The organism is Pseudoalteromonas luteoviolacea DSM 6061, from assembly GCF_001625655.1.
GTDB lineage: Bacteria > Pseudomonadota > Gammaproteobacteria > Enterobacterales > Alteromonadaceae > Pseudoalteromonas > Pseudoalteromonas luteoviolacea.
Window position 1 is genome coordinate 28,879 of the sequence record NZ_AUYB01000114.1, and the last position, 19,099, is coordinate 47,977.

Annotated in this window: 17 protein-coding genes; 11 read left to right on the plus strand and 6 right to left on the minus strand. The window is 42.9% G+C overall.

From position 1 onward, the window contains the following. Positions 1 to 63: 63 nt before the first annotated feature. Positions 64 to 708 (minus strand): peroxiredoxin-like family protein, encoded by a 645-nt coding sequence (locus N475_RS16150; RefSeq protein ID WP_063365594.1) that lies wholly within the window; start codon positions 706 to 708, stop codon positions 64 to 66. A gap of 163 nt (positions 709 to 871) precedes the next feature. Here N475_RS16150 and N475_RS16155 point away from each other — a divergent pair, with 163 nt between their 5' ends. Then, a complete protein-coding gene (locus N475_RS16155) occupies positions 872 to 1,486 on the plus strand; it encodes a flavin reductase family protein (RefSeq protein WP_063365595.1) in 615 nt (204 codons plus the stop codon). Between the two features lie 46 nt (positions 1,487 to 1,532). Here N475_RS16155 and N475_RS16160 read toward each other — a convergent pair whose 3' ends face one another. Then, positions 1,533 to 4,034 (minus strand): S8 family serine peptidase, encoded by a 2,502-nt coding sequence (locus tag N475_RS16160; protein ID WP_063365596.1) that lies wholly within the window; start codon positions 4,032 to 4,034, stop codon positions 1,533 to 1,535. Positions 4,035 to 4,748: 714 nt separating this feature from the next. Between N475_RS16160 and N475_RS16165 the strand changes: the two genes are divergently transcribed. Genes N475_RS16165 through N475_RS16180 form a run of 4 tightly spaced genes read left to right on the plus strand, consistent with a single transcriptional unit; the run spans position 4,749 to position 7,923 of the window. Then, positions 4,749 to 6,269, plus strand: coding sequence for an autotransporter outer membrane beta-barrel domain-containing protein (locus N475_RS16165; protein ID WP_063365603.1), 1,521 nt, complete (start codon positions 4,749 to 4,751; stop codon positions 6,267 to 6,269). 48 nt (positions 6,270 to 6,317) lie between these two features. Beyond that, positions 6,318 to 6,698, plus strand: coding sequence for a CsgE family curli-type amyloid fiber assembly protein (locus N475_RS16170; protein WP_063365604.1), 381 nt, complete (start codon positions 6,318 to 6,320; stop codon positions 6,696 to 6,698). Continuing rightward, on the plus strand, positions 6,692 to 7,114 hold the full coding sequence (locus tag N475_RS16175) for a curli assembly protein CsgF (RefSeq protein ID WP_063358794.1): 423 nt from the start codon (positions 6,692 to 6,694) through the stop codon (positions 7,112 to 7,114). Before N475_RS16170 ends, N475_RS16175 begins: the two co-directional genes overlap by 7 nt. Continuing rightward, entirely contained in the window at positions 7,114 to 7,923 is an 810-nt protein-coding gene (locus tag N475_RS16180) for a CsgG/HfaB family protein (RefSeq protein ID WP_185843665.1), read from the plus strand. Before N475_RS16175 ends, N475_RS16180 begins: the two co-directional genes overlap by 1 nt. Before the next feature lie 13 nt (positions 7,924 to 7,936). On the opposite strand, the gene N475_RS16185 is transcribed toward N475_RS16180, so the two are convergent. The 4 genes from N475_RS16185 to trhP form a co-directional block, all read right to left on the minus strand. Further along, entirely contained in the window at positions 7,937 to 8,653 is a 717-nt protein-coding gene (locus N475_RS16185) for a helix-turn-helix transcriptional regulator (RefSeq protein WP_063358796.1), read from the minus strand. A gap of 207 nt (positions 8,654 to 8,860) precedes the next feature. Next, the gene (locus N475_RS16190) at positions 8,861 to 10,006 is read right to left on the minus strand and encodes a M23 family metallopeptidase (protein WP_063358797.1); all 1,146 of its coding nucleotides are present in this window, start codon (positions 10,004 to 10,006) and stop codon (positions 8,861 to 8,863) included. Between the two features lie 225 nt (positions 10,007 to 10,231). Next, entirely contained in the window at positions 10,232 to 10,480 is a 249-nt protein-coding gene (locus N475_RS16195; RefSeq protein ID WP_063358798.1) for a YfhL family 4Fe-4S dicluster ferredoxin, read from the minus strand. A gap of 2 nt (positions 10,481 to 10,482) precedes the next feature. Further along, entirely contained in the window at positions 10,483 to 11,841 is a 1,359-nt protein-coding gene (gene trhP, locus N475_RS16200; RefSeq protein WP_063358799.1) for a prephenate-dependent tRNA uridine(34) hydroxylase TrhP, read from the minus strand. A gap of 226 nt (positions 11,842 to 12,067) precedes the next feature. Between trhP and ndk the strand changes: the two genes are divergently transcribed. The 6 genes from ndk to hisS all read left to right on the plus strand — a co-directional run bounded on the left by ndk (position 12,068) and on the right by hisS (position 19,092). Then, positions 12,068 to 12,499 (plus strand): nucleoside-diphosphate kinase, encoded by a 432-nt coding sequence (gene ndk, locus N475_RS16205; RefSeq protein ID WP_063358800.1) that lies wholly within the window; start codon positions 12,068 to 12,070, stop codon positions 12,497 to 12,499. A gap of 189 nt (positions 12,500 to 12,688) precedes the next feature. Continuing rightward, complete coding sequence (gene rlmN / locus N475_RS16210; protein WP_063358801.1) at positions 12,689 to 13,819, plus strand: dual-specificity RNA methyltransferase RlmN; 1,131 nt, start codon at positions 12,689 to 12,691, stop codon at positions 13,817 to 13,819. Between the two features lie 67 nt (positions 13,820 to 13,886). Further along, positions 13,887 to 15,578: a type IV pilus biogenesis/stability protein PilW gene (gene pilW, locus N475_RS16215; RefSeq protein WP_063358802.1), complete on the plus strand. Its 1,692-nt coding sequence runs from the start codon at positions 13,887 to 13,889 to the stop codon at positions 15,576 to 15,578. Beyond that, the gene (locus N475_RS16220) at positions 15,575 to 16,543 is read left to right on the plus strand and encodes a RodZ domain-containing protein (protein WP_063358803.1); all 969 of its coding nucleotides are present in this window, start codon (positions 15,575 to 15,577) and stop codon (positions 16,541 to 16,543) included. The genes pilW and N475_RS16220 overlap by 4 nt, the downstream gene beginning before the upstream one ends. Before the next feature lie 5 nt (positions 16,544 to 16,548). Next, on the plus strand, positions 16,549 to 17,670 hold the full coding sequence (gene ispG / locus N475_RS16225) for a flavodoxin-dependent (E)-4-hydroxy-3-methylbut-2-enyl-diphosphate synthase (RefSeq protein WP_063358804.1): 1,122 nt from the start codon (positions 16,549 to 16,551) through the stop codon (positions 17,668 to 17,670). 144 nt (positions 17,671 to 17,814) lie between these two features. Next, positions 17,815 to 19,092 carry a histidine--tRNA ligase gene (gene hisS / locus N475_RS16230; RefSeq protein WP_063358805.1) on the plus strand — a complete coding sequence of 426 codons (1,278 nt, stop codon included), beginning with the start codon at positions 17,815 to 17,817 and terminating at the stop codon, positions 19,090 to 19,092. The last annotated feature ends 7 nt before the right edge of the window (positions 19,093 to 19,099 follow it).

Consider the following 19,099-nt stretch of genomic DNA (forward strand, 5'->3'; position numbering starts at 1 on the left):
AATGCGTCAGTCTCAGTAAACATCCGGGGCTGATTGCATACCTTTAATTCACTGGCTTTGCGCTTATTTAAGACTGTTATAAACCGCTAAAACGTCCTCGGGCTCAGCACGAGAGGTATAGTCTTCTTCAATAAACACATATTGAACCGTACCCGATGTATCAACGATATAGGTTGCGGGAATTGGCAGAGCAAATTCTTTTCGGGCTGTGCGCTCAGTGAGATCAACCCCCCACTTTAATAGCACTTGTTTGAGTGCGTCATTCACTTCATATACTAACCCAAATTTTTCCATCACAGTAAAGCTGGGATCGATTAAGACAGGAAAGCTAAGGGCATTATCTTTTTGAACTTGCTTGGTAAAGCTTGGAATTTCACCGGATACTGCTATGAGGTTTGGCATTAGAGGCTGCTCTTTGATGAGTTGCTCCCAAGCCTGTAACTCTAGCATGCAGTATGGACACCAACCGCCACGAAAAAAGGTAATGATCAGAGGGCGCTGCAAGAGAGAATGTAATGATACGGCCAAACCATTATTGTCATAGAGGGTACCATTAGGCATTGCTTCTGAGATTTGTGGACTTGCTCTTAAGGTACGCTGCTCTTGAAGGAGTGAAACATTGCGACTAAGGGTCTCTAATATCTCCGCTGGTGCTGACTTTTCATAGGAATGTTTAAATTCATTTAATGCTTGCGCAAGTGATGCCATTACTGTGCACTCGGGATAATTCTACTTGATTTGCTAAGTGTAGAGGGTGCATCTAGTTTCAACAATGTTGGTATGTCGTATGATAACTCCATACAGGCAAATTCCCATGTACAAATGAGGTGTGCTCCCTTATGCTGTTTTTCATTTGTGTATAGGTAAGTAAATGATTTTAGACTTCAAGGATCTTTCCCCAAATCGGATCTATCACACCTTAACCCAGACCGTTGTGCCAAGGCCCATTGCGTGGGTCCTATCGAAAAGCCCACACGGGACATTGAACTTGGCGCCATTTTCTTATTTTACTGCTATCAGTTCTGACCCTGCTATTTTAATGTATGCGGTGGGTCAAAAACCAACAGGCGAATATAAAGACTCAGTTGTGAATGTAGAGACAAACAATGAGCTGGTTATTCATATAGCTGACAGTGAATTGGCCCATGATGTAACACAGTCGGCGGCAACTTTGCCTAATGAAGCGTCCGAACTAGATTTACTGGATCTCAACTTGGTAGAGTTTTCCGATTTCAGTTTACCAAGAATTGAAAAAGCAAAAGTCGCTTTTGGTTGTAAGTTGCATAAGGTCGTCGAAATGGGGGAGCTGCCCATGAAGTTAGTATTTGTGGAGGTCACTAAAGCATACATTGATGATGAGATCATTCAGCTTGATGACAAAGGTCGCAGTAAAGTCGATGCGCTTAAACTTGACCCACTCGCGCGTCTAGGTGGAGCTGAATATGCCAACCTCAAGGAGGTATTTAAATCTGCACGGCCACAATAGCCGTGCAGTGAGGTTTGGGGTGTTATGCACCCCACATAGCCATTACTTATCGAAAGTTAACGGTTACTTCTTCAGAGCAAATATCGCCAAACTGGCACACTTTATAGGTGTAACTAGTTGCCGCAGCATTGCGAGAAAAGTCACGGTATTTACCCGTGTTATTTACCGTTCTAATTGCTTCGCCGTCACGGTAAATCGTTACTTGGTCGGCACTTGTGCCTGTCCAAGCTAACTCAACGCGAATTGAACCAAGGCGAGATTTATTTACTCGTACAACCTCTAACTGAGGGTTATCAGAGCTAACAGATACAGTTTGAGTCGTTGTATTTGTATTACCCTGACTGTCAGTTACAGTCAGTGCGACTTGGTAATCACCCGATGCTGCAAAAGCATGAACAGGGTTTTGCTCTGTACTCGTATTGCCGTCACCGAAGTCCCATGCTCTGCTAACAATGTCGTCATTCGAATCAGTACTTGTATCAGTAAATGTAACGTCTAAACCATTTTTCGTGAATTCAAATCCTGCAACTGGCGGTACTTCAGAAACTTCGCCAATACCTGTTAAAGTAATAGACCAGTTGTTCAAAGTACCTGAATCTAGGTTTGCATTGTCAACAACTTTTAATAGCCAATCACCCGCTGCTGTTTCACCGTTGAAAGCATCAGAGCTAAAGCTGTCTACGATATTATCTGCACTGCCACCGGCTCTGTTGTGCAATGTTGCAACAGTCCCTGCAGGAGATGTTAAGGTAACCAGTAGATCACCAATATAAGTATGGCTGATGTTAAGTGCAGTGCTGCTGCCAAAGATAGTTACATCATCGGCAATGGTAATTGTTGATGTTACCCCTGCTTGATCATTATCTGGAATATCAACACTGGTGGTGTTGTCATAGACGAAGTCTCTCAAGCCCGTAGGTAGTACATTTAAGGCAAGTTGCTTTTGCTGATTTAGCTCACCAGAAACAGCATCAACCGTGAAGTTGTAGCTACCCCACTGAGTCTCAGCAGTCGTCGCAACGCTCAGTACAGCCGTTTCGCCCGGAGTTACCGTTGTTTTAGACAGGGTTACACCATTTAGGCCACCTGTTGCAGATAGGTCAATGTCACCTTGCCAGTTTGCAACGGAAGTGAAAGTGAGTTGATAGTCAGCTGTTTGTCCAGCAGTGATCTCTTGAGACACTGGAGTAGCGACCACTCTGAAGCCAGGTGTAGGGTCTGCATCGATTAACATTTGATGAGCATCTAAGCGTTTACCTGAAACTGTTTTGCCATCTAATGCTGCAATGCTTTTACCCGATTGCATTAATAATTCTTTAAGCTCTAATGTCGTAAGGCTCGGGTTAACAGACAATGCTAAAGCAGCTGCACCGGCAACATGTGGTGTTGCCATTGACGTACCAGAGAAAGAGGCATAGCCACCGCCTGGAATCGTTGAAAGGATGTCACTCCCCGGTGCGCCCATATCAACAGAAGTTAAGCCCCACTGAGAGAATGACGACATTGCATCTGTATGTGTTGTCGACGCAATAGCCATTACGCTGTCATGGTCGTAGCTTGCTGGGTAGCTTGGTGACAGGTCGTTGTCACGTGCACCATTACCGGCCGCAGCAACAAACAGAATACCAGCTTGTTCACTTGCTGTGATTGAGTCATATAGTGCCTGGCTGAAGCCACCACCACCCCAACTGTTATTTAGTACGCTGATATTGTGACCAGCATTTTTCATTGCAACCATGTAGTCGATACATTTGATTGCATCCGCTGTTGAGCCGCTACCTGAAGAGTTTAGGAATTTACAGCCGATGATTGAGACTTCATGGTTTACACCCACAACCCCTTCGCTGTTGTTACCTGTAGCACCAATAGTACCTGATACGTGCGTACCATGGCCTTGGTCATCCATTGGATCGCCGCTGTTAGTGATAGCATTTATGCCATAGACGTCATCAATATAGCCATTACCATCATTATCAATTCCGTCACCCGCGATTTCATTTGGGTTGACCCACATATTTGCTGTTAGGTCAGGGTGTGAATAGTCAACACCAGTATCAATTACACCGACAATCACTTCGCGAGAACCAATGCTAATATCCCAAGCTTCTGGTGCATTGATATCCGCATCGTTGGTTCCACCAGTTTGACCTGTGTTGTGTAAGCCCCATAGATCATCGAAACGGCTGTCATTTGGCAGTGCCATTGCTTTTACTGTGTAGTTTGGTTCTACATATGAGACAGCTGGGTGCTTTTCTAGCGCTTGAATAGCTTGCTTAGAGGTCATGCCATTGAGTTTGAAGTGAGCAAGGCGACCATTGAGGACATTTTTATAGTTGTCATCTTTTTCATCCGCATTGCTGTCTGAAATGCGTGCTTTAACTAGGCTACGCGCCTGTGCTCGCATTTCGGCAGTCGCGTCATTTTTAAATACGACGATAACACTGTCATCGGCTGTTTGAGTCGTCGTATTGATTTGTATTGCAGCGTGAGATGTGAATGCAAACAGTGGCATCAATGCCATTGTTAAAGCTGTAAATTTAGTTTTCATCATTCTTCCAAATGTTAGTTGTTCAGACTGTGTAGATGTATGACTACATAGCTACATACTTATGACTTCTTTAAGAACTGATGACGGCATCGTTTTGGGCAACGGATACCAACCTAATATACTAAATTGAGGTACAGCAAATTGAAATTAGTTCAATATTGAAATTTCATTATTTTTTGTGATTTTAAAGTCGTATTTTTTTGAGTGATTAATACTTTTTTGGTAATTGAGTACCTAGAATGCGTGAAAGTTTGCGTTATTTTTACTCATACTTTTTTTGTATACATTTTGAAGGGATGGCGTGTTTACTATAAAAAAAATTATAAGTTAATGATCTTTATTTAGTTTCCTAATCAAAAAAATTTCTCATTTATCTTCTTGTAGGAGCCAATTAGAGTGAATACGTGACTCAGTTTTTAGTTTACTCGGTACCGCATACTACCGTACTGAAATAGATCAAAAATTGGTGATTCAATAATTAAAGAACTTCTAATAAGAACAGGACGCATCTTGATTTATTTTCATAAATGCATTTTCCGAAAATAGGTCAAATTAATTCAATAATGCTCTTATATTGAATATCGGTTTACTAAAACTTAAGTAATGCTTGTTATGGCAACGACGAGGTTATTTGACGTTAAGTTTTGGGGCTGTGGGCATGTATTGGTAAATACTCAAATTTCAAACGCGAAAAAAAACACTAAGGAGAAAAGTGTGAAGTTTTCTAAATCATTAATTAGCTGTGCGTTGGCAATTGCATTCTCTCAATCTGTGGCTGCTCAAACCGTCGAAGAATCTGGTAAAGCTCAATCAACTTCAAATTTAAGTCAACTAGAGCGTGGTTTAACAACGGGTAATGCGCTTACAATCAAACAAGAAGCGGTAGTTTCAGGCAATACACTTGCGAGCTTCCAAGAAGGCACAAGTAATCAAACTAATGTCACAACAGTAGGTGACAACAATGAAACGGTGACGAACCAGTCTGGTACTCAGCATGCGATTATTGTCTCAACAACGGGTGATAATAATACGCAAAGCTATATACAAAGCGGCGAAGCTCACGGTGCTGAGTCAACTTTAACTGGTAACTTTAACAATATCGCAGTAGCGCAAAGTGGTGCTGGTCATCTAGGTATTGATAACGAAGTGACTAACTTAATTGTAGGTGATGAGAATGATGTACAGATTTCTCAAAGCTCAGGTGGTCACTGGTACTACAACAAAAATATGCAAGGTAACCAAAATGCGGTAACAGGCACGCAATCAGGTTCTTGGCATGAAATTCACATCGATAGTGTGTCAGGTGATCAAAATACCATCTCAACAACTCAGGATGGAGACTATAACAAATCTGAATTCAAGGCTGTTGAAGGTAATGAAAACGCGATTGAAGTATCTCAACTTGGCGACGATCACCGTATTGTTATCGAACAAGTACTAGGCAATGATAATGAGATTGAACTAGAGCAAAGCGAAGGTAACGATAACAGCATCGCGGTTGCAGGTATTGTTGGTGAAGACAACGACTTAAGTGTTGACCAAGAAGGCAATAACCTTCAGTTTGTCAGCGCTCTATATGAAGGTGACGACAATGATGTGACCGTAAGTCAACGCGGTGATGAGTCTGAAGTGACTATTGATGTTTCAGGTGACAACAATACATTCACCTCATCACAGCAAATTGGCAATCAAAACGCCTTATACATTGGCGCAATTGGTGACAATAACGAAGTAAATACCATTCAAACGGGTTCTTTAAACAGCACGCATATTGCTGTATTCAATGGCGATAACAATGATATTGATGTAGGCCAATACGGTAACGAAAATGAATTTGTATTCCAAACATCAGAGCCTGATCCTAGCATCGAAGCCAATGACAATAACATTTCTGTATTGCAGCGTAAGATTGGTAACAGTGCCGCTGTGACGATGGGTTATGTTGCAACAAGTTCAAACAATCAAGTTGATATTGCACAGACGGGTGATCTGAATGCGATTGACCTATTACTTGAAGGCAGTAACAACATGATTGATCTGATGCAAGAAGGTGACAACAACTTTATCGTAGGTATAGAGTCGAGTGGCTTTGTTGTGAGTGGTAACGATAATGTAGTGTCTATCAGCCAAACTGGTAATGGTAACCTGGTTGAGGGTGGTGTTGCTGGTAATGGTCAAAACCTAAGTATTACTCAGGTTGGTGACTACAACGTAGCAACAATCATTCAGCAGTAATGAGGAGGGGGCCATGCCCCCTTACTTCTTATGAAATCTTTATTCTTTATGCTTTTTTTAAGTTTGGCTTGCGATCAAGCTTATGCAAGGCAAATCACCGCTCATGAAGAGGATGAACTAGGTGGTTTAGTGATCGATCAGAGTATCAGTCGCTTTGGCTACCAGTTTTATTTTGATTTTTCTCAATTGTGGCGGGATGTTCCCAATACCTCTGGAGTTAACATCATTATCAAAGAAACCGTACTACCTCGTGCAGGAACTCGATTACAAGTATTGATGAATCGACGTGTTGTGTATAGCACAGCAATGGGCCGCCGAGGAGGTTCGTTGGACGATAGGGTTGAAACTGCGTTATTTGTCGTAATGGATGCAATGGCCAGTGAGCGATATCAGCAACGCTCTCCAGATTTAGCCGAAAGTGGATGGTAATAATGAAAACAATAACACTGACTCTTTTTTTATTTGTATCTAGCTGGGTATCCGCGACAGAAATTGTATACAAGCCGATCAACCCATCATTTGGTGGAAACCCTTTAAATGCCAGTATGTTGCTCAATAAAGCAAACTCCCAAAATAAACATCGGGCTCCTGTGATTGAAAAGTCTTATGGGGAGCGTTTTCAAGAGTCTTTGGAACGCACATATCTGAACCGTATGGTTCGAGAGATCTCAGACATGGCATTTGGTGATGATGTGGAAGACAGTATCTTCAATGAAGATTCGGTTTTTGTGAGTGGAGAGTATGAAATCCAAGTTATCACTAGTACGCCCGATTCGATCACCGTGCAGATAAAACACATTAATAATGGTGATACCACAATTATAGAAGTGCCGAGGTTTGGCTGATGCGAAGTTTAGCAGTATTTTTCATTGTGTTATTTCTATGTGGCTGCTCGCAGATGCAAGCAGTCATTCCACCTGCACAAAGCTTGCCGCAGGAGTTATCAGAAAGTCATGATTTTCAAGCGCTAAAAGCGTTACCTAAACCGCTTGGCAGGATCCCGGTGGCGGTCTATTCATTTCGTGATCAAACAGGGCAATACAAGCCCAAAGACAATGTTAGTTCATTTTCAACCGCAGTGACTCAGGGAGCAAACTCAATACTTACTCAGGCGCTCCACGAGACTGATTGGTTTATCCCAGTAGAGCGCGAAGGGCTGCAAAACCTACTTACAGAGAGAAAAATTACTCGAGCAGCAATGAGCGATGAGCAAAAAAATACGTCTCAGTTGCCACCTCTCACCATGGCCAAAATTATTTTTGAAGGAGGCATCATTAGCTACGATTCCAACGTTAAAACCGGTGGTTTGGGTATGGAGTACTTCGGTATTGGTGCTTCGGAGCTGTATCGTGAAGACGTGATTTCTATTTATTTGCGAGCAGTCGATGTGCGCACGGGTCAAGTGCTCTTGTCTGTTGCGACGACTAAAAAAGTGCTATCGATGGAAGTGAGAGCCGGTTTTTTCCGATATGTCAGTTATAAAAGGTTGGCTGAAGCTGAAGCCGGCTATAGTGATAACGAACCGATGCATATTTGTGTCACACAAGCGATTGAGAAGGCCTTGACCATGTTGGTCGAACAAGGGATCGAAAAAGGAGTTTGGTCAGCGAAATCAACGACTGCTTCGGCATCTCAAGGTGGTAGGGGCGCATAAAACGCCCTGCAATTTAATGACGTCCCATCGAAACCGTACTGGTATTTAGTGGGATGTGTTTTTGTGCCCAATTGGCCAACTCAATACGGTTTCTTGAGTTGGTCTTTTTGAACGCACTATAAATATGCGTTTTTACTGTATGGCTGCTGATATTCAAAGAGTCAGCAATATCATCATTTTTTGCGCCATTGGCGAGTAATTTAATGACCGACTTCTCTCTGGCTGTGAGCAACTCTAGCTCAGTATCCTCAACATCTTGGGGCAGAGAATGTGTTGTTTGTGGCAATTGCTTGATCAGCATATTAAACGCTTTTGAAATGGAAGTGCGACAAAACCACAACTCTCCGTTTAGCACACGTTGTATCCCTTTAAAGATATTTTCAACCGATGTGGTTTGATAAATAACCCCTTTAATATTAGCAAGCAGAGCGGTCTGCTCATTCACAAGGTGGGGCTGTGCATTAAACAATAGCACGTTGTGGTTGGATGCCAGTAAACGTACTTCTGCACTCAATAAATCTTGGCACTCTCGATGACTGATGTCGACCAAATATAAGTTGTGCGTTTCACGGCATGTGGTTTCAGGGAGGCGGGTATCAATTTTAATATGGTTACTGGTGGCTTCTAAGATTTTAACAAACCGGATGAACTCAAGGTCTTGAGTATCGGTTTCTTTGTGTGTCAAAACAAAAAGACTAACTTCCTTGTTACTTGCTTGTATCGCATTCATTCGTACAACAACCTCTTATTGTTCCTATTACTTTAAATATACATATTTTTCACAATAAGTTTAGCTTTAATTTTCATTTTGTTTTTTGCAGTATCAAGTGGTGGTTAAAAAGTCTTGGTTTTATGCCTATTGTAGGGACGTGGAGAGGGGAGTGAATAAGTTTCAAGTAGTTAGTCTATAACTACTTGAAACTTTGAGAATGACAGGCTAGCGGTACAGTCGTGACCAAGCACAAGTTTTGTAGCCATTCTTTTCAAAATAAAAACGGTAGCAGTTGTCATCGTAGTTGGAGTTACCAACGTCTATCCGATACCCGCTAATGTAGGTGTTATGTAAGGATATAAAGCGACCATTATAAAGTAGAGAGAAATGAACATGGGGACCGGTAGACTGGCCTCCTTGGCAAAGCGCCATAGAGCGATTGTTGGCATATCTACCCAACCATGCTCCCGCCGAAATATAGTCTCCACTACCGTATTGTAAATTGTCCATATGGTAGTACTGAGTGGCGTAACCACTTGAATGTGTGACCCGAATATTACAAGCTGAGTAGCGTGTCACAGTACCTCCATGGGCAGCTTGCACCCAGGGCGTGTTGGAGCCCCATCCACCAGAGCCGTTGTTAAAGTCTAATGAGGAATAAGGGTAGCCAGAACCCGTATTGGAATGTGCGCCGCCGCTGTACCAAGCATAGCCAGAGGGCCAAGGTAAATTCATTGAAAAGTTTACCTGTGGCGAAACATTTGCGGCTTCAAATCGTACTTGCTCTGGTGCAAATAAGTCGCTTGAAAATGTTGTTTTATATTGCTTAGCCAATAGAGCTAATGCGCTGTTGCTACCAAGTAGACTAGTAAGTGCTGCTGTTGAGGGGTTACTCTTCTCAGCTTTATGTTTTGTTGTATACAGCTCAAACGCATAAAAACGTTGGCTCAACTTTAATGCGATGTCTTCGAGCTGAGCGGCGAACCCCGTTTTTTTTGACCAATTTGCAAATGGGCGCTCTAGGGCTTCTTTATTTGGGTTGCTAAGTATTTGGCTCGCTTGCTCCATTAGTGCAAGCAGTAATTTGGGGTTGATACTGGTATGCCCTGCCCAGTGCAGGAGTACTTCTTGGTGTTCTACTAAGTGCGGAGCTGTACTGTATAGTACAGCTTGCCAATCCTCGTTGAGTAATTCATTGGTAAAAATAAACTGTGTTTCATCCACTTGTACAAGTGGGTTGATGGCAAGTGCGTTCACATCGGCCTGCTCAAAATGAAAAGGCGCTATGTCTAAGTGTTGGCCTTGTGCTGCGCAGTGTGCTGATGTGAATAACAGGGTACAGAGTGCCCCAGTGCTCAATTGTAGTTTCATGTTGTATCCTCTTGATTGTTTTTTGTACTGCCATGTACTGTATATCGGTAAGTAATAAATTTGTAAAATAAGAGTTAATGCACTAATGGCGGGGTTTTGTACAAAAATAGCTACAAATTGTTCGAATAATACACAAAAATGCAAGAGTATAGAGGGAAGAGAGTCAGGTTATGGCCTACTGACTCAATTTAAGAGCGTAGGCCTGAAATTAGTTCAGCAGGTGTTTTACTGCCCTGTAAGGCGTAAATATTTTTCAGCTAAGGTGTCTAAGCTTTCCTGATGATTTGGGTCTGGCTTTATGCAATCAATAGGACAAACACTGACACAGGTTGGCTGATCATAATGTCCCACACACTCCGTGCATTTATCCGGATCGATTTCATATACTTTACTGCCCATATAAATGGCCTGATTCGGGCATTCAGGATCACACATATCGCAATTGATACACTTGCTGGTGATGAGCAGCGCCATACTTATGCCTTTTTAAACGGGTTACGGGTATCTTCCTGATCACCCAAGTTACGCATCAAAATCGCGTGTTCAAGGTTGATATCCTCTGGCAGTGGGATTTTAACTATGTGGCCAGAGCCTTTGGCATCGTTTATTGACTCACCTTTTTTATTTTCCATGTGTTCCAAGTTAAAAGCGATGTTTCCTTGAGGCGTCATAAGCTCTAAACTGTGGCCAGTGCAGAACTTATTCTTTACATCAATTTCAACAAGACCATTGTTGGTTCTTCCTAGTACTTCACCCACAAATTGCTGTTTGTCAGACACAGAGTGCCCGTATTCGTAGTTTTGATAATCTTGATGTGCATGACGTTTCAAAAATCCTTCGGTATATCCGCGGTGAGCTAGGTTTTCCAAAGTGCGCATTAGGTTTGGATCAAATGGTTTTCCAGCCACAGCATCATCAATGGCCTTACGGTAAACTTGAGCGGTTCTAGCGACATAATAGAAAGATTTAGTGCGGCCTTCTATTTTGAGGCTGTGTACGCCCATTTTGGTTAACTGATCGACATATTGTACTGCTCGCAAGTCTTTTGAGTTCATAATATAGGTGCCATGTTCGTCTTCGAATGCTGGCATGAACTCTCCCGGCCGACCTTGTTCTTCAAGCATAAATACCTGCTCAGTTGGTTGGCCTTCTCCTAGAGTTGGGATAACGTCTTTTGGGTTTACCTTATGTACAACGTCTCCAAGCTCTGTCTCTTGACCGGGTTTAACGTCATAGCTCCAACGACAGGCATTTGTACAGGTGCCCTGATTAGGGTCGCGTTTATTAATATAACCAGAAAGCAGACAGCGTCCAGAGTACGCCATACACAATGCCCCGTGTACAAATACTTCTAGCTCAGTATTTGGGCAAAGCGCACGGATCTCTGCGATTTCTTCGAGTGACAGCTCTCGCGACAGAATGACACGCTCAATCCCTTGGTTAGCCCAAAATTGAACCGAGGCATAGTTTACTGCGTTTGCTTGCACGGATAGATGAATAGGCATATCTGGCCATTTATCACGAACGAGCATGATTAAACCTGGATCTGACATAATGAGCGCATCAGGTTGCATCGCAATGACGGGTTCAATGTCTCTTAGATAAGTTTTTACTTTGCTATTATGCGGTGCGATATTTGATACCACATAGAGCTTCTTATTTTGCTGGTGGGCTTCATTAATGCCAATTTCTAAGTTTGCTAAATCAAACTCATTATTTCTGACACGTAAACTATATCTAGGTTGACCCGCATAAACGGCGTCGGCGCCATACGCAAAAGCGTAACGCATATTCTTTAAACTACCGGCTGGTGAAAGTAGTTCTGGTACAAACATAACTAAACCTCATACATTGAACTGGGTGCAAGCCAGCTGCTGGGGATCTTAAAAAGCGGCGCAGTATAAGTGAGATTTTGCCGTGATATGTTGACTCAGATCAGGTTTAGCAAGGTGCTATCGTCACGCCAACTAAATAAAGCGGGTGCAAAGTGTAGGCTTTTAGTCATAAAGCGCGTATAATTCGCGCCCGTAAATATCAACAATTATTAATGGAGCTAAAAAGATGGCTTTAGAGCGTACTTTTTCAATCGTTAAGCCGGATGCGGTAGCTAAAAACCACATCGGTGCAATCTACAACCGTTTTGAGTCTGCTGGTCTTAAGATCGTTGCTTCTAAAATGGTTCACCTTTCTCAAGAGAAAGCTGAAGGTTTCTACGCAGAGCACAAAGAGCGTCCTTTCTTTGGTGCACTAGTTGAATTCATGACTTCTGGTCCAGTAATGGTTCAGGTTCTTGAAGGTGAAGATGCAGTTCGTAAAAACCGTGAAATCATGGGTGCTACTAACCCTGCTGAAGCGCTAGCTGGTACTTTACGTGCAGACTACGCAGACAGCATCGACGAGAATGCGGTACACGGTTCAGATGCTCCTGAGTCAGCTGCTCGCGAAATCGCTTACTTCTTCAGCGATGAAGAGATCTGCCCACGTACTCGTTAATATTGAGTTGAGCAGATAAAAAAGGGCTCTCGGGCCCTTTTTTAATCTCTTTTATTAGCTTGATCGTTTTTAAAAGCAATTGGGGTGTTTCTAAAAGCGATTACATTATTGCGATGTTTGATTGATTTTTGTACAATTGCGCGCTTTTATTTATGTTGTTCAATCCGTCACCTGAACTGAGGTTGTTTCATGGCCACGACTGAGAAAAAAATTAACCTATTAGATTTAAACCGCGAGGGGATGCGCGAGTTATTTGCTTCATTTGGCGAAAAGCCATTCCGCGCCGATCAGGTGATGAAGTGGATATACCATTTTGGCGTAGATAACTTTGATGATATGAGCAATATCAATAAAAAGTTACGTGCGAAGCTTCAAAGCCAGTGTGAAATCAGAGCGCCTGAGATCTCAGTAAAGCAGGTAGCAAGTGATGGCACTATTAAGTATGCGATGATCTTAGAAGGCGGACAGGAAGTTGAAACTGTTTGGATCCCTGAGAAAGAGCGTGCAACTCTATGTGTATCGTCACAAGTTGGCTGTGCGTTAGAATGTACTTTCTGCTCTACAGCGCAACAGGGCTTCAACCGAAACCTGAAAGTGTCTGAAATCATAGGTCAAGTATGGCGTGTGGCCACTGATATCGGCCTCCATGATGGTGATAGTACAAAACGTCCAATCACCAATGTGGTTATGATGGGCATGGGTGAACCCCTGCTAAATATCAACAATGTGGTTCCTGCTATGGAACTGATGATGGACGACTGGGCATTTGGTTTATCTAAACGCCGTGTGACGCTAAGTACATCGGGTGTTGTGCCTGCACTTGATATCTTAAAAGAAAAAATAGATGTTGCTTTGGCAATCTCACTTCACGCGCCCAATAACCCACTTCGCGATGAACTTGTACCAATTAATAAAAAGTATCCAATTGAAGAGTTTTTAGCTGCTTGTCGCCGTTATATTGATGGCTCGAAAGCAAATAAAGACGTCACAATTGAGTACGTTATGTTACAAGGAGTAAATGACAGTACTGATCATGCACACGAGTTGGTGCAAGTATTGAAAGGCACACCGTCTAAAATCAATTTGATCCCGTTTAACCCGTTCCCTGGCAACGAATACGGTCGCTCGAGCAATAGCCGCATTGACCGCTTTTCTAAAGTGCTACAAGCAGCAGGCCTGACTTGTATTGTACGCCGAACTCGAGGCGACGACATTGATGCCGCATGTGGCCAGTTGGTTGGTGACGTTGTAGACAGAACTAAACGCGTGGTTAGAAAGCAGCAAAATCAAGATAATGCAATTGCAGTGAAGGTCGGCTAAAAAATAGGTGAAACACGGTGGCTTTCAGGTAATATAGAGCCATCGTGTCTTGGCAAAAGGGTGGTTAATGCCTGCTTTTACTGATGTTTTACTCACTAAGCTAACCCGTGCGACAATTAAGCGTTGGCTCGTTGGGGCGAGTGTTCCTGTCATGTTACTTGGTTTAAGTGGCTGTGTGACTGAAACTCGCTACGCAAATAGCAACAAACCCGTAGTACAAAAGAAGACTGATAATCAAGATGCGGCTAAAACGCGCATTGCATTAGCTCTGCAGTACTTAGGTGCCGGCAACAACACTCAAGCCAAGTATAACTTGGATCGAGCCCTCAGCTTAGCACCTAAACTTCCTGAAAGTCATTACGCTCTTGCTTACTATTTTGAGCAAGTGGGTGAGAACGAAAAAGCCGAAAGTGCTTATATTCAAGCCCTTAAGTTTGGTCCGAATGATCCAAATACGCGTAACAACTACGGCACATTTTTATGCCGTATTGGTGAATTTGATAAAGCAACAGAGCAATTTTTCAAAGCAATAGATATTCCAAGCTATTTGCGAGTGGCTCAAAGCTACGAGAACTTGGCACTGTGTGCTTTGCGCCAAGACAACTTTGACTTGGCTTTAGACTATTTGAAGCGGGCTCTTGATCACAACTCCCAAAGGCAATCCGTACTAATTTTAACGGCTAGCATCTTTTACGCTAAAAGCGAGCTTCATAAAGCTGAAGATGTTTTGAAGTTGTATGCTAACAAAGGGTTTGTGTCAGCCAGAGGTATGTTATTAGAGCACTTACTGGTGTCGCGAATGGGGCGACTACAGTATGCGCAAGAGTTAGAGACTTTATTGTTACAGACTTATCCCCAATCGTTAGAAGCACAGTTAGTCCTGAACAAAACTGTGCATTTAAGTGAATTTGAACAACTCAAAGAGCAATATAGAACATCTCAGTTAGATAAGATAACCAATGTAGATGGTACTAAGGTCGTTGCGAATCCACAGATCAAAATTAAGCGCAAAACACCAAAACGCTTGGCAGACAAAGTTGATCAGTCAATGCCGCAGCCTTTTAGCGATGAACGAGGCGCTTCACACTCGTTAATTTCGGCGGTTAACGAACCTCAACCTACTCAAGTAAGTGCTAATACGCAGATCAAGGGTGAAGAGCCAGTTCAGCAAGCAGTGGTAAATTCAGACGTATTCATAACAGATTCACCAGCACCTCGTAGAGTGCAGTTTGCACCACCTTCTCGCGAAGATACTGAAGTTAAATTAACGCAATCGCAACAGCAAGTGCGTTTTGTGTCAGAAGCTCCAAAGCAAAATGCCGAACAGGTGGTATTCCATCGCACGGATCCAAGTGACATTGTATTTACGCCGCAGACACAAGCTACACCGCTAGAATCAGTCAGTGGTGAAGGCAGGATGCTTAATGAAGAGGTACTTATTCCTAAGGTACCTTCTCATCGAATTGAAATGGGCGAAAACCTATTTAGTTTGTCAGTAAAATATAATATTAAGCTGGAAAAGTTGTTAAAATGGAATGCACTGAGAAAATCAGACCGGCTGACAATCGGACAAGTAATTTATTTAAATGATCCAAATACAACGCATTCAATCGTAAAGGGGGAGTCATTGTTTGATATCGCCATTAAGCACAAGTTATTGATTGATGATTTAATGCGTTGGAACAGATTAACACCAGATGTTGCCCTTGAACCTGGGCGACGTATTTTAATCGTAGATCCAAACAACTATATTTTATGAACCAAGAAGAGATTGAAACCACGGCCGAGACTATATCTCTCGGTCAAACTTTAGCAAACGCAAGGGCCGAACAAAACTTGAGCCTTGAAGACGTTGCTGGCCGCCTAAAGCTTAATCATACTCAGCTTACAAAACTGGAACAAGATGACTATCACAGCTTAGGCCCAGAGACTTTTGTTAGAGGTTATATTAAGAGTTATAGTGCGCTGCTTGGTTTGGATAACGAGCAAGTTCTAAGCTTGTATCAAAGTCCCAATGTGCCAGAGCAAAAGCGCAATATGAAAAGTTTTTCGAGGCGCACAGAGAAAGAAGCGCACGACAGTAGGCTAATGATTGTGAGCTATATAGTTGCGATTGTGTTTCTGGGGTTGTCGGCGTTTTGGTGGTGGCAAACAGCCAGCACGTCAGATAACGTCGAAGAGGCCAGCTTTATCCCTGAAAGTACAAGCTCTTCAGCACCTCAGAGTCCGTCGCTTACTGAGCAATCTATTGATAATGCCCAATCAGTTGAAACAGAGGCAAGTACGGAAACTGTATCACCGGAGCAAAGCCTTGATACAAATATGCCTGTAGAGCCGAGCGCAGTGCAAGAGCAACAAAATAAGGTAGCTGCAACGAATGAATTAGCATCAGCGCCAGTTGAGCAACCACAATTAGAAACGGTTGAGGCGCCATCAAACACTTCAACATCGACGTCGAATGACTCTGAATTGACACCTCCTAGTCAAGTCGTGATGCATTTTGAAGAAGACAGTTGGGTTGAAATTTTTGATGCGACACAAGAGAGAGTAGCATTTGGTGTCAAAAAGGCAGGCTACACTATGACCGTAAGCGGCATTGCCCCGTTTTCCGTTGTGTTAGGAAAACATCAAGTAGTCAGTATTCAACTGGATGGTCAACCAGTTGATATTTCAGGGTTGCCTCGCAATCGTTTAGCAAAGTTTAATTTACCGTTAGCAGAGTAGTCGTCATGTTTTCAGAATCACCGATAAAGCGAAGAAAGTCCACCCGGATCAACGTTGGTAATGTGCCGATAGGCGATGGTGCGCCAATTGCCGTTCAGTCCATGACAAATACAGACACACTTGATGTAGATGCCACGGTTGGACAAATTCGTGCTATTCAAGATGCTGGTGCAGACATTGTGCGCGTTTCAGTTCCAACAATGGATGCGGCAGAAGCATTTAAAAGTATAAAAGAACAAGTGGACATTCCACTGGTTGCAGATATTCATTTTGACTATCGAATAGCACTAAAAGTTGCCCAATATGGGGTGGACTGTTTGAGGATTAACCCTGGTAATATAGGAAGTGAAGACCGTATTCGCGCGGTTGTAGACGCAGCTCAAGAGCGTAATATTCCAATTCGAATTGGTGTTAATGGCGGCTCTTTGGAGCGCGACTTGCAAGAAAAGTACGGTGAACCTACGCCTGAAGCTTTATTGGAATCGGCTATGCGTCATGTCGAGATTCTTCAGCGTCTAAACTTTGACCAGTTTAAAGTGTCAGTGAAAGCGTCAGATGTATTTTTGGCGGTGGGAGCTTATCGCCTTTTAGCAAAAGAAATCGACCAACCTTTGCATTTGGGCATAACAGAAGCCGGTGGGTTTAGAGCCGGTTCAGTGAAGTCCGCGGTGGGTCTAGGTATGTTGCTTGCTGAAGGTATTGGGGATACGCTACGTGTCTCTTTAGCAGCTGATCCAGTGCAAGAAATTAAAGTTGGCTTTGATATATTAAAATCACTACGTATACGTTCTCGAGGCATTAACTTTATTGCGTGCCCGAGTTGTTCTCGTCAAGAGTTTGATGTTGTTAACACCATGAACCAGCTAGAAGAAAGGTTAGAGGATATTATCTCACCTATCACGGTTTCAGTAATTGGGTGTGTTGTAAATGGCCCAGGCGAAGCGCTTGTGAGTGACTTAGGTTTGGCGGGGGCTAATCGTCGTTCAGGGCTATACATCAATGGTGAGCGTCAAAAAACACGTATCGACAATGACAATATTGTTGAGCAGCTAGAAGAGCAAGTTAGAGAGTATGTTGCGAAAAAAGAAGCGCAACCAACTATAGACGTAAAAATCATCGAAGAATAACCCAATTCGGTGGTTGAATTTATTTCGTTTACGTTTTAAGCGAGCAGGGTATAATGGGCGCATTTTATCGCACTGCATTCAGGATTTTGTTGTATCCTGCATTCGTAATTTAGAGAAAAGAATAGTTAATATTTAGGAATTTCAGTGGCAAATCAAATTAAGGCAATTCGTGGCATGAAAGATTGCCTACCGGGTTCAACTCAGATCTGGCAAAAAATAGAAACGACTCTCAGAGATACACTAGCAGCATTTGGTTATCAAGAAATACGCTTCCCTATTGTAGAGTCAACAGATCTGTTTAAGCGCTCTATCGGTGAAGTAACTGATATCGTTGAAAAGGAAATGTACACTTTTGAAGACCGCAATGGCGATAGCTTAACTTTGCGCCCTGAAGGTACCGCAGTGTGTGTAAGAGCTGGGATTCAAGAAGGTCTGCTCTATAACCAAGAACAACGCCTATGGTATATGGGACCTATGTTCCGTCGTGAACGTCCGCAAAAAGGTCGCTACCGTCAATTCTATCAGTTCGGTGTTGAAACGTTTGGTATTGCAACTGCGGATATTGATGCTGAACTAATCATCATGACAGCTCGTTTATGGAAAGCTTTCGGTATCAGTAACCATGTTCGTTTAGAATTGAACTCGCTTGGTTCTAATGAATCACGAGCGGCATATAAAGATATTTTGATTGCCTACCTTGAGCAGCATCAGGATAAATTAGATGAAGATGCAAAACGTCGTATGTATTCTAATCCTTTGCGCGTTCTAGATAGCAAAAACCCTGAGGTACAAGCGGTTGTTGTAGGTGCTCCGAAGCTTTCTGATCACCTTGATGAAGAGTCACAGCAACATTTTGCAAATTTATGTGAACGTTTAGACGCCGCTGGCGTCGAATACCAGGTAAATGAAAATCTTGTTCGTGGCTTAGACTACTACAACCGAACAGTATTTGAGTGGGTAACAGACAGTTTAGGTGCCCAAGGCACGGTTTGTGCCGGTGGCCGCTACGATGGTCTTGTGGAGCAACTAGGTGGCAAAGGCACACCAGCTGTTGGCTTTGCAATGGGCATGGAAAGACTGATTCTGCTACTTGAAGAGCTGAACAGTGTTGGTGAGATCCGTCGCAACGTTGATGTTTATGTTGCTGCAATGGGTGATGCTGCAAGCATTAAAGCGCCAGCACTTGCAGATCAGCTACGCGATGATATCAAGGGATTACGAGTGCAGGTACATGCCGGTGGTGGTAATTTCAAAAAACAATTGAAGCGTGCAGATAACAGTGGTGCAGTCGTTGCGTTGATTTTCGGTGAAGATGAAATCGCAAACGGCACGGTAACGATTAAGTACTTACGCGAACAAAAAGAACAAATAACTCTGCCAATGGCTGAGGCACAGGCACTGTTGGCCGAATTGGCTGGTTAAGAGGTTA

What these genes read in the sequence shown, in the direction of transcription:
- N475_RS16150 (WP_063365594.1), bottom strand. Translation starts at nt 708, where the DNA reads ATGGCATCACTTGCGCAAGCATTAAATGAATTTAAACATTCCTATGAA.
- N475_RS16155 (WP_063365595.1), top strand. Translation starts at nt 872, where the DNA reads ATGATTTTAGACTTCAAGGATCTTTCCCCAAATCGGATCTATCACACC.
- N475_RS16160 (WP_063365596.1), bottom strand. Translation starts at nt 4,034, where the DNA reads ATGAAAACTAAATTTACAGCTTTAACAATGGCATTGATGCCACTGTTT.
- N475_RS16170 (WP_063365604.1), top strand. Translation starts at nt 6,318, where the DNA reads ATGCTTTTTTTAAGTTTGGCTTGCGATCAAGCTTATGCAAGGCAAATC.
- N475_RS16175 (WP_063358794.1), top strand. Translation starts at nt 6,692, where the DNA reads ATGGTAATAATGAAAACAATAACACTGACTCTTTTTTTATTTGTATCT.
- N475_RS16180 (WP_185843665.1), top strand. Translation starts at nt 7,114, where the DNA reads ATGCGAAGTTTAGCAGTATTTTTCATTGTGTTATTTCTATGTGGCTGC.
- N475_RS16185 (WP_063358796.1), bottom strand. Translation starts at nt 8,653, where the DNA reads ATGAATGCGATACAAGCAAGTAACAAGGAAGTTAGTCTTTTTGTTTTG.
- N475_RS16190 (WP_063358797.1), bottom strand. Translation starts at nt 10,006, where the DNA reads ATGAAACTACAATTGAGCACTGGGGCACTCTGTACCCTGTTATTCACA.
- N475_RS16195 (WP_063358798.1), bottom strand. Translation starts at nt 10,480, where the DNA reads ATGGCGCTGCTCATCACCAGCAAGTGTATCAATTGCGATATGTGTGAT.
- trhP (WP_063358799.1), bottom strand. Translation starts at nt 11,841, where the DNA reads ATGTTTGTACCAGAACTACTTTCACCAGCCGGTAGTTTAAAGAATATG.
- ndk (WP_063358800.1), top strand. Translation starts at nt 12,068, where the DNA reads ATGGCTTTAGAGCGTACTTTTTCAATCGTTAAGCCGGATGCGGTAGCT.
- rlmN (WP_063358801.1), top strand. Translation starts at nt 12,689, where the DNA reads ATGGCCACGACTGAGAAAAAAATTAACCTATTAGATTTAAACCGCGAG.
- pilW (WP_063358802.1), top strand. Translation starts at nt 13,887, where the DNA reads ATGCCTGCTTTTACTGATGTTTTACTCACTAAGCTAACCCGTGCGACA.
- N475_RS16220 (WP_063358803.1), top strand. Translation starts at nt 15,575, where the DNA reads ATGAACCAAGAAGAGATTGAAACCACGGCCGAGACTATATCTCTCGGT.
- ispG (WP_063358804.1), top strand. Translation starts at nt 16,549, where the DNA reads ATGTTTTCAGAATCACCGATAAAGCGAAGAAAGTCCACCCGGATCAAC.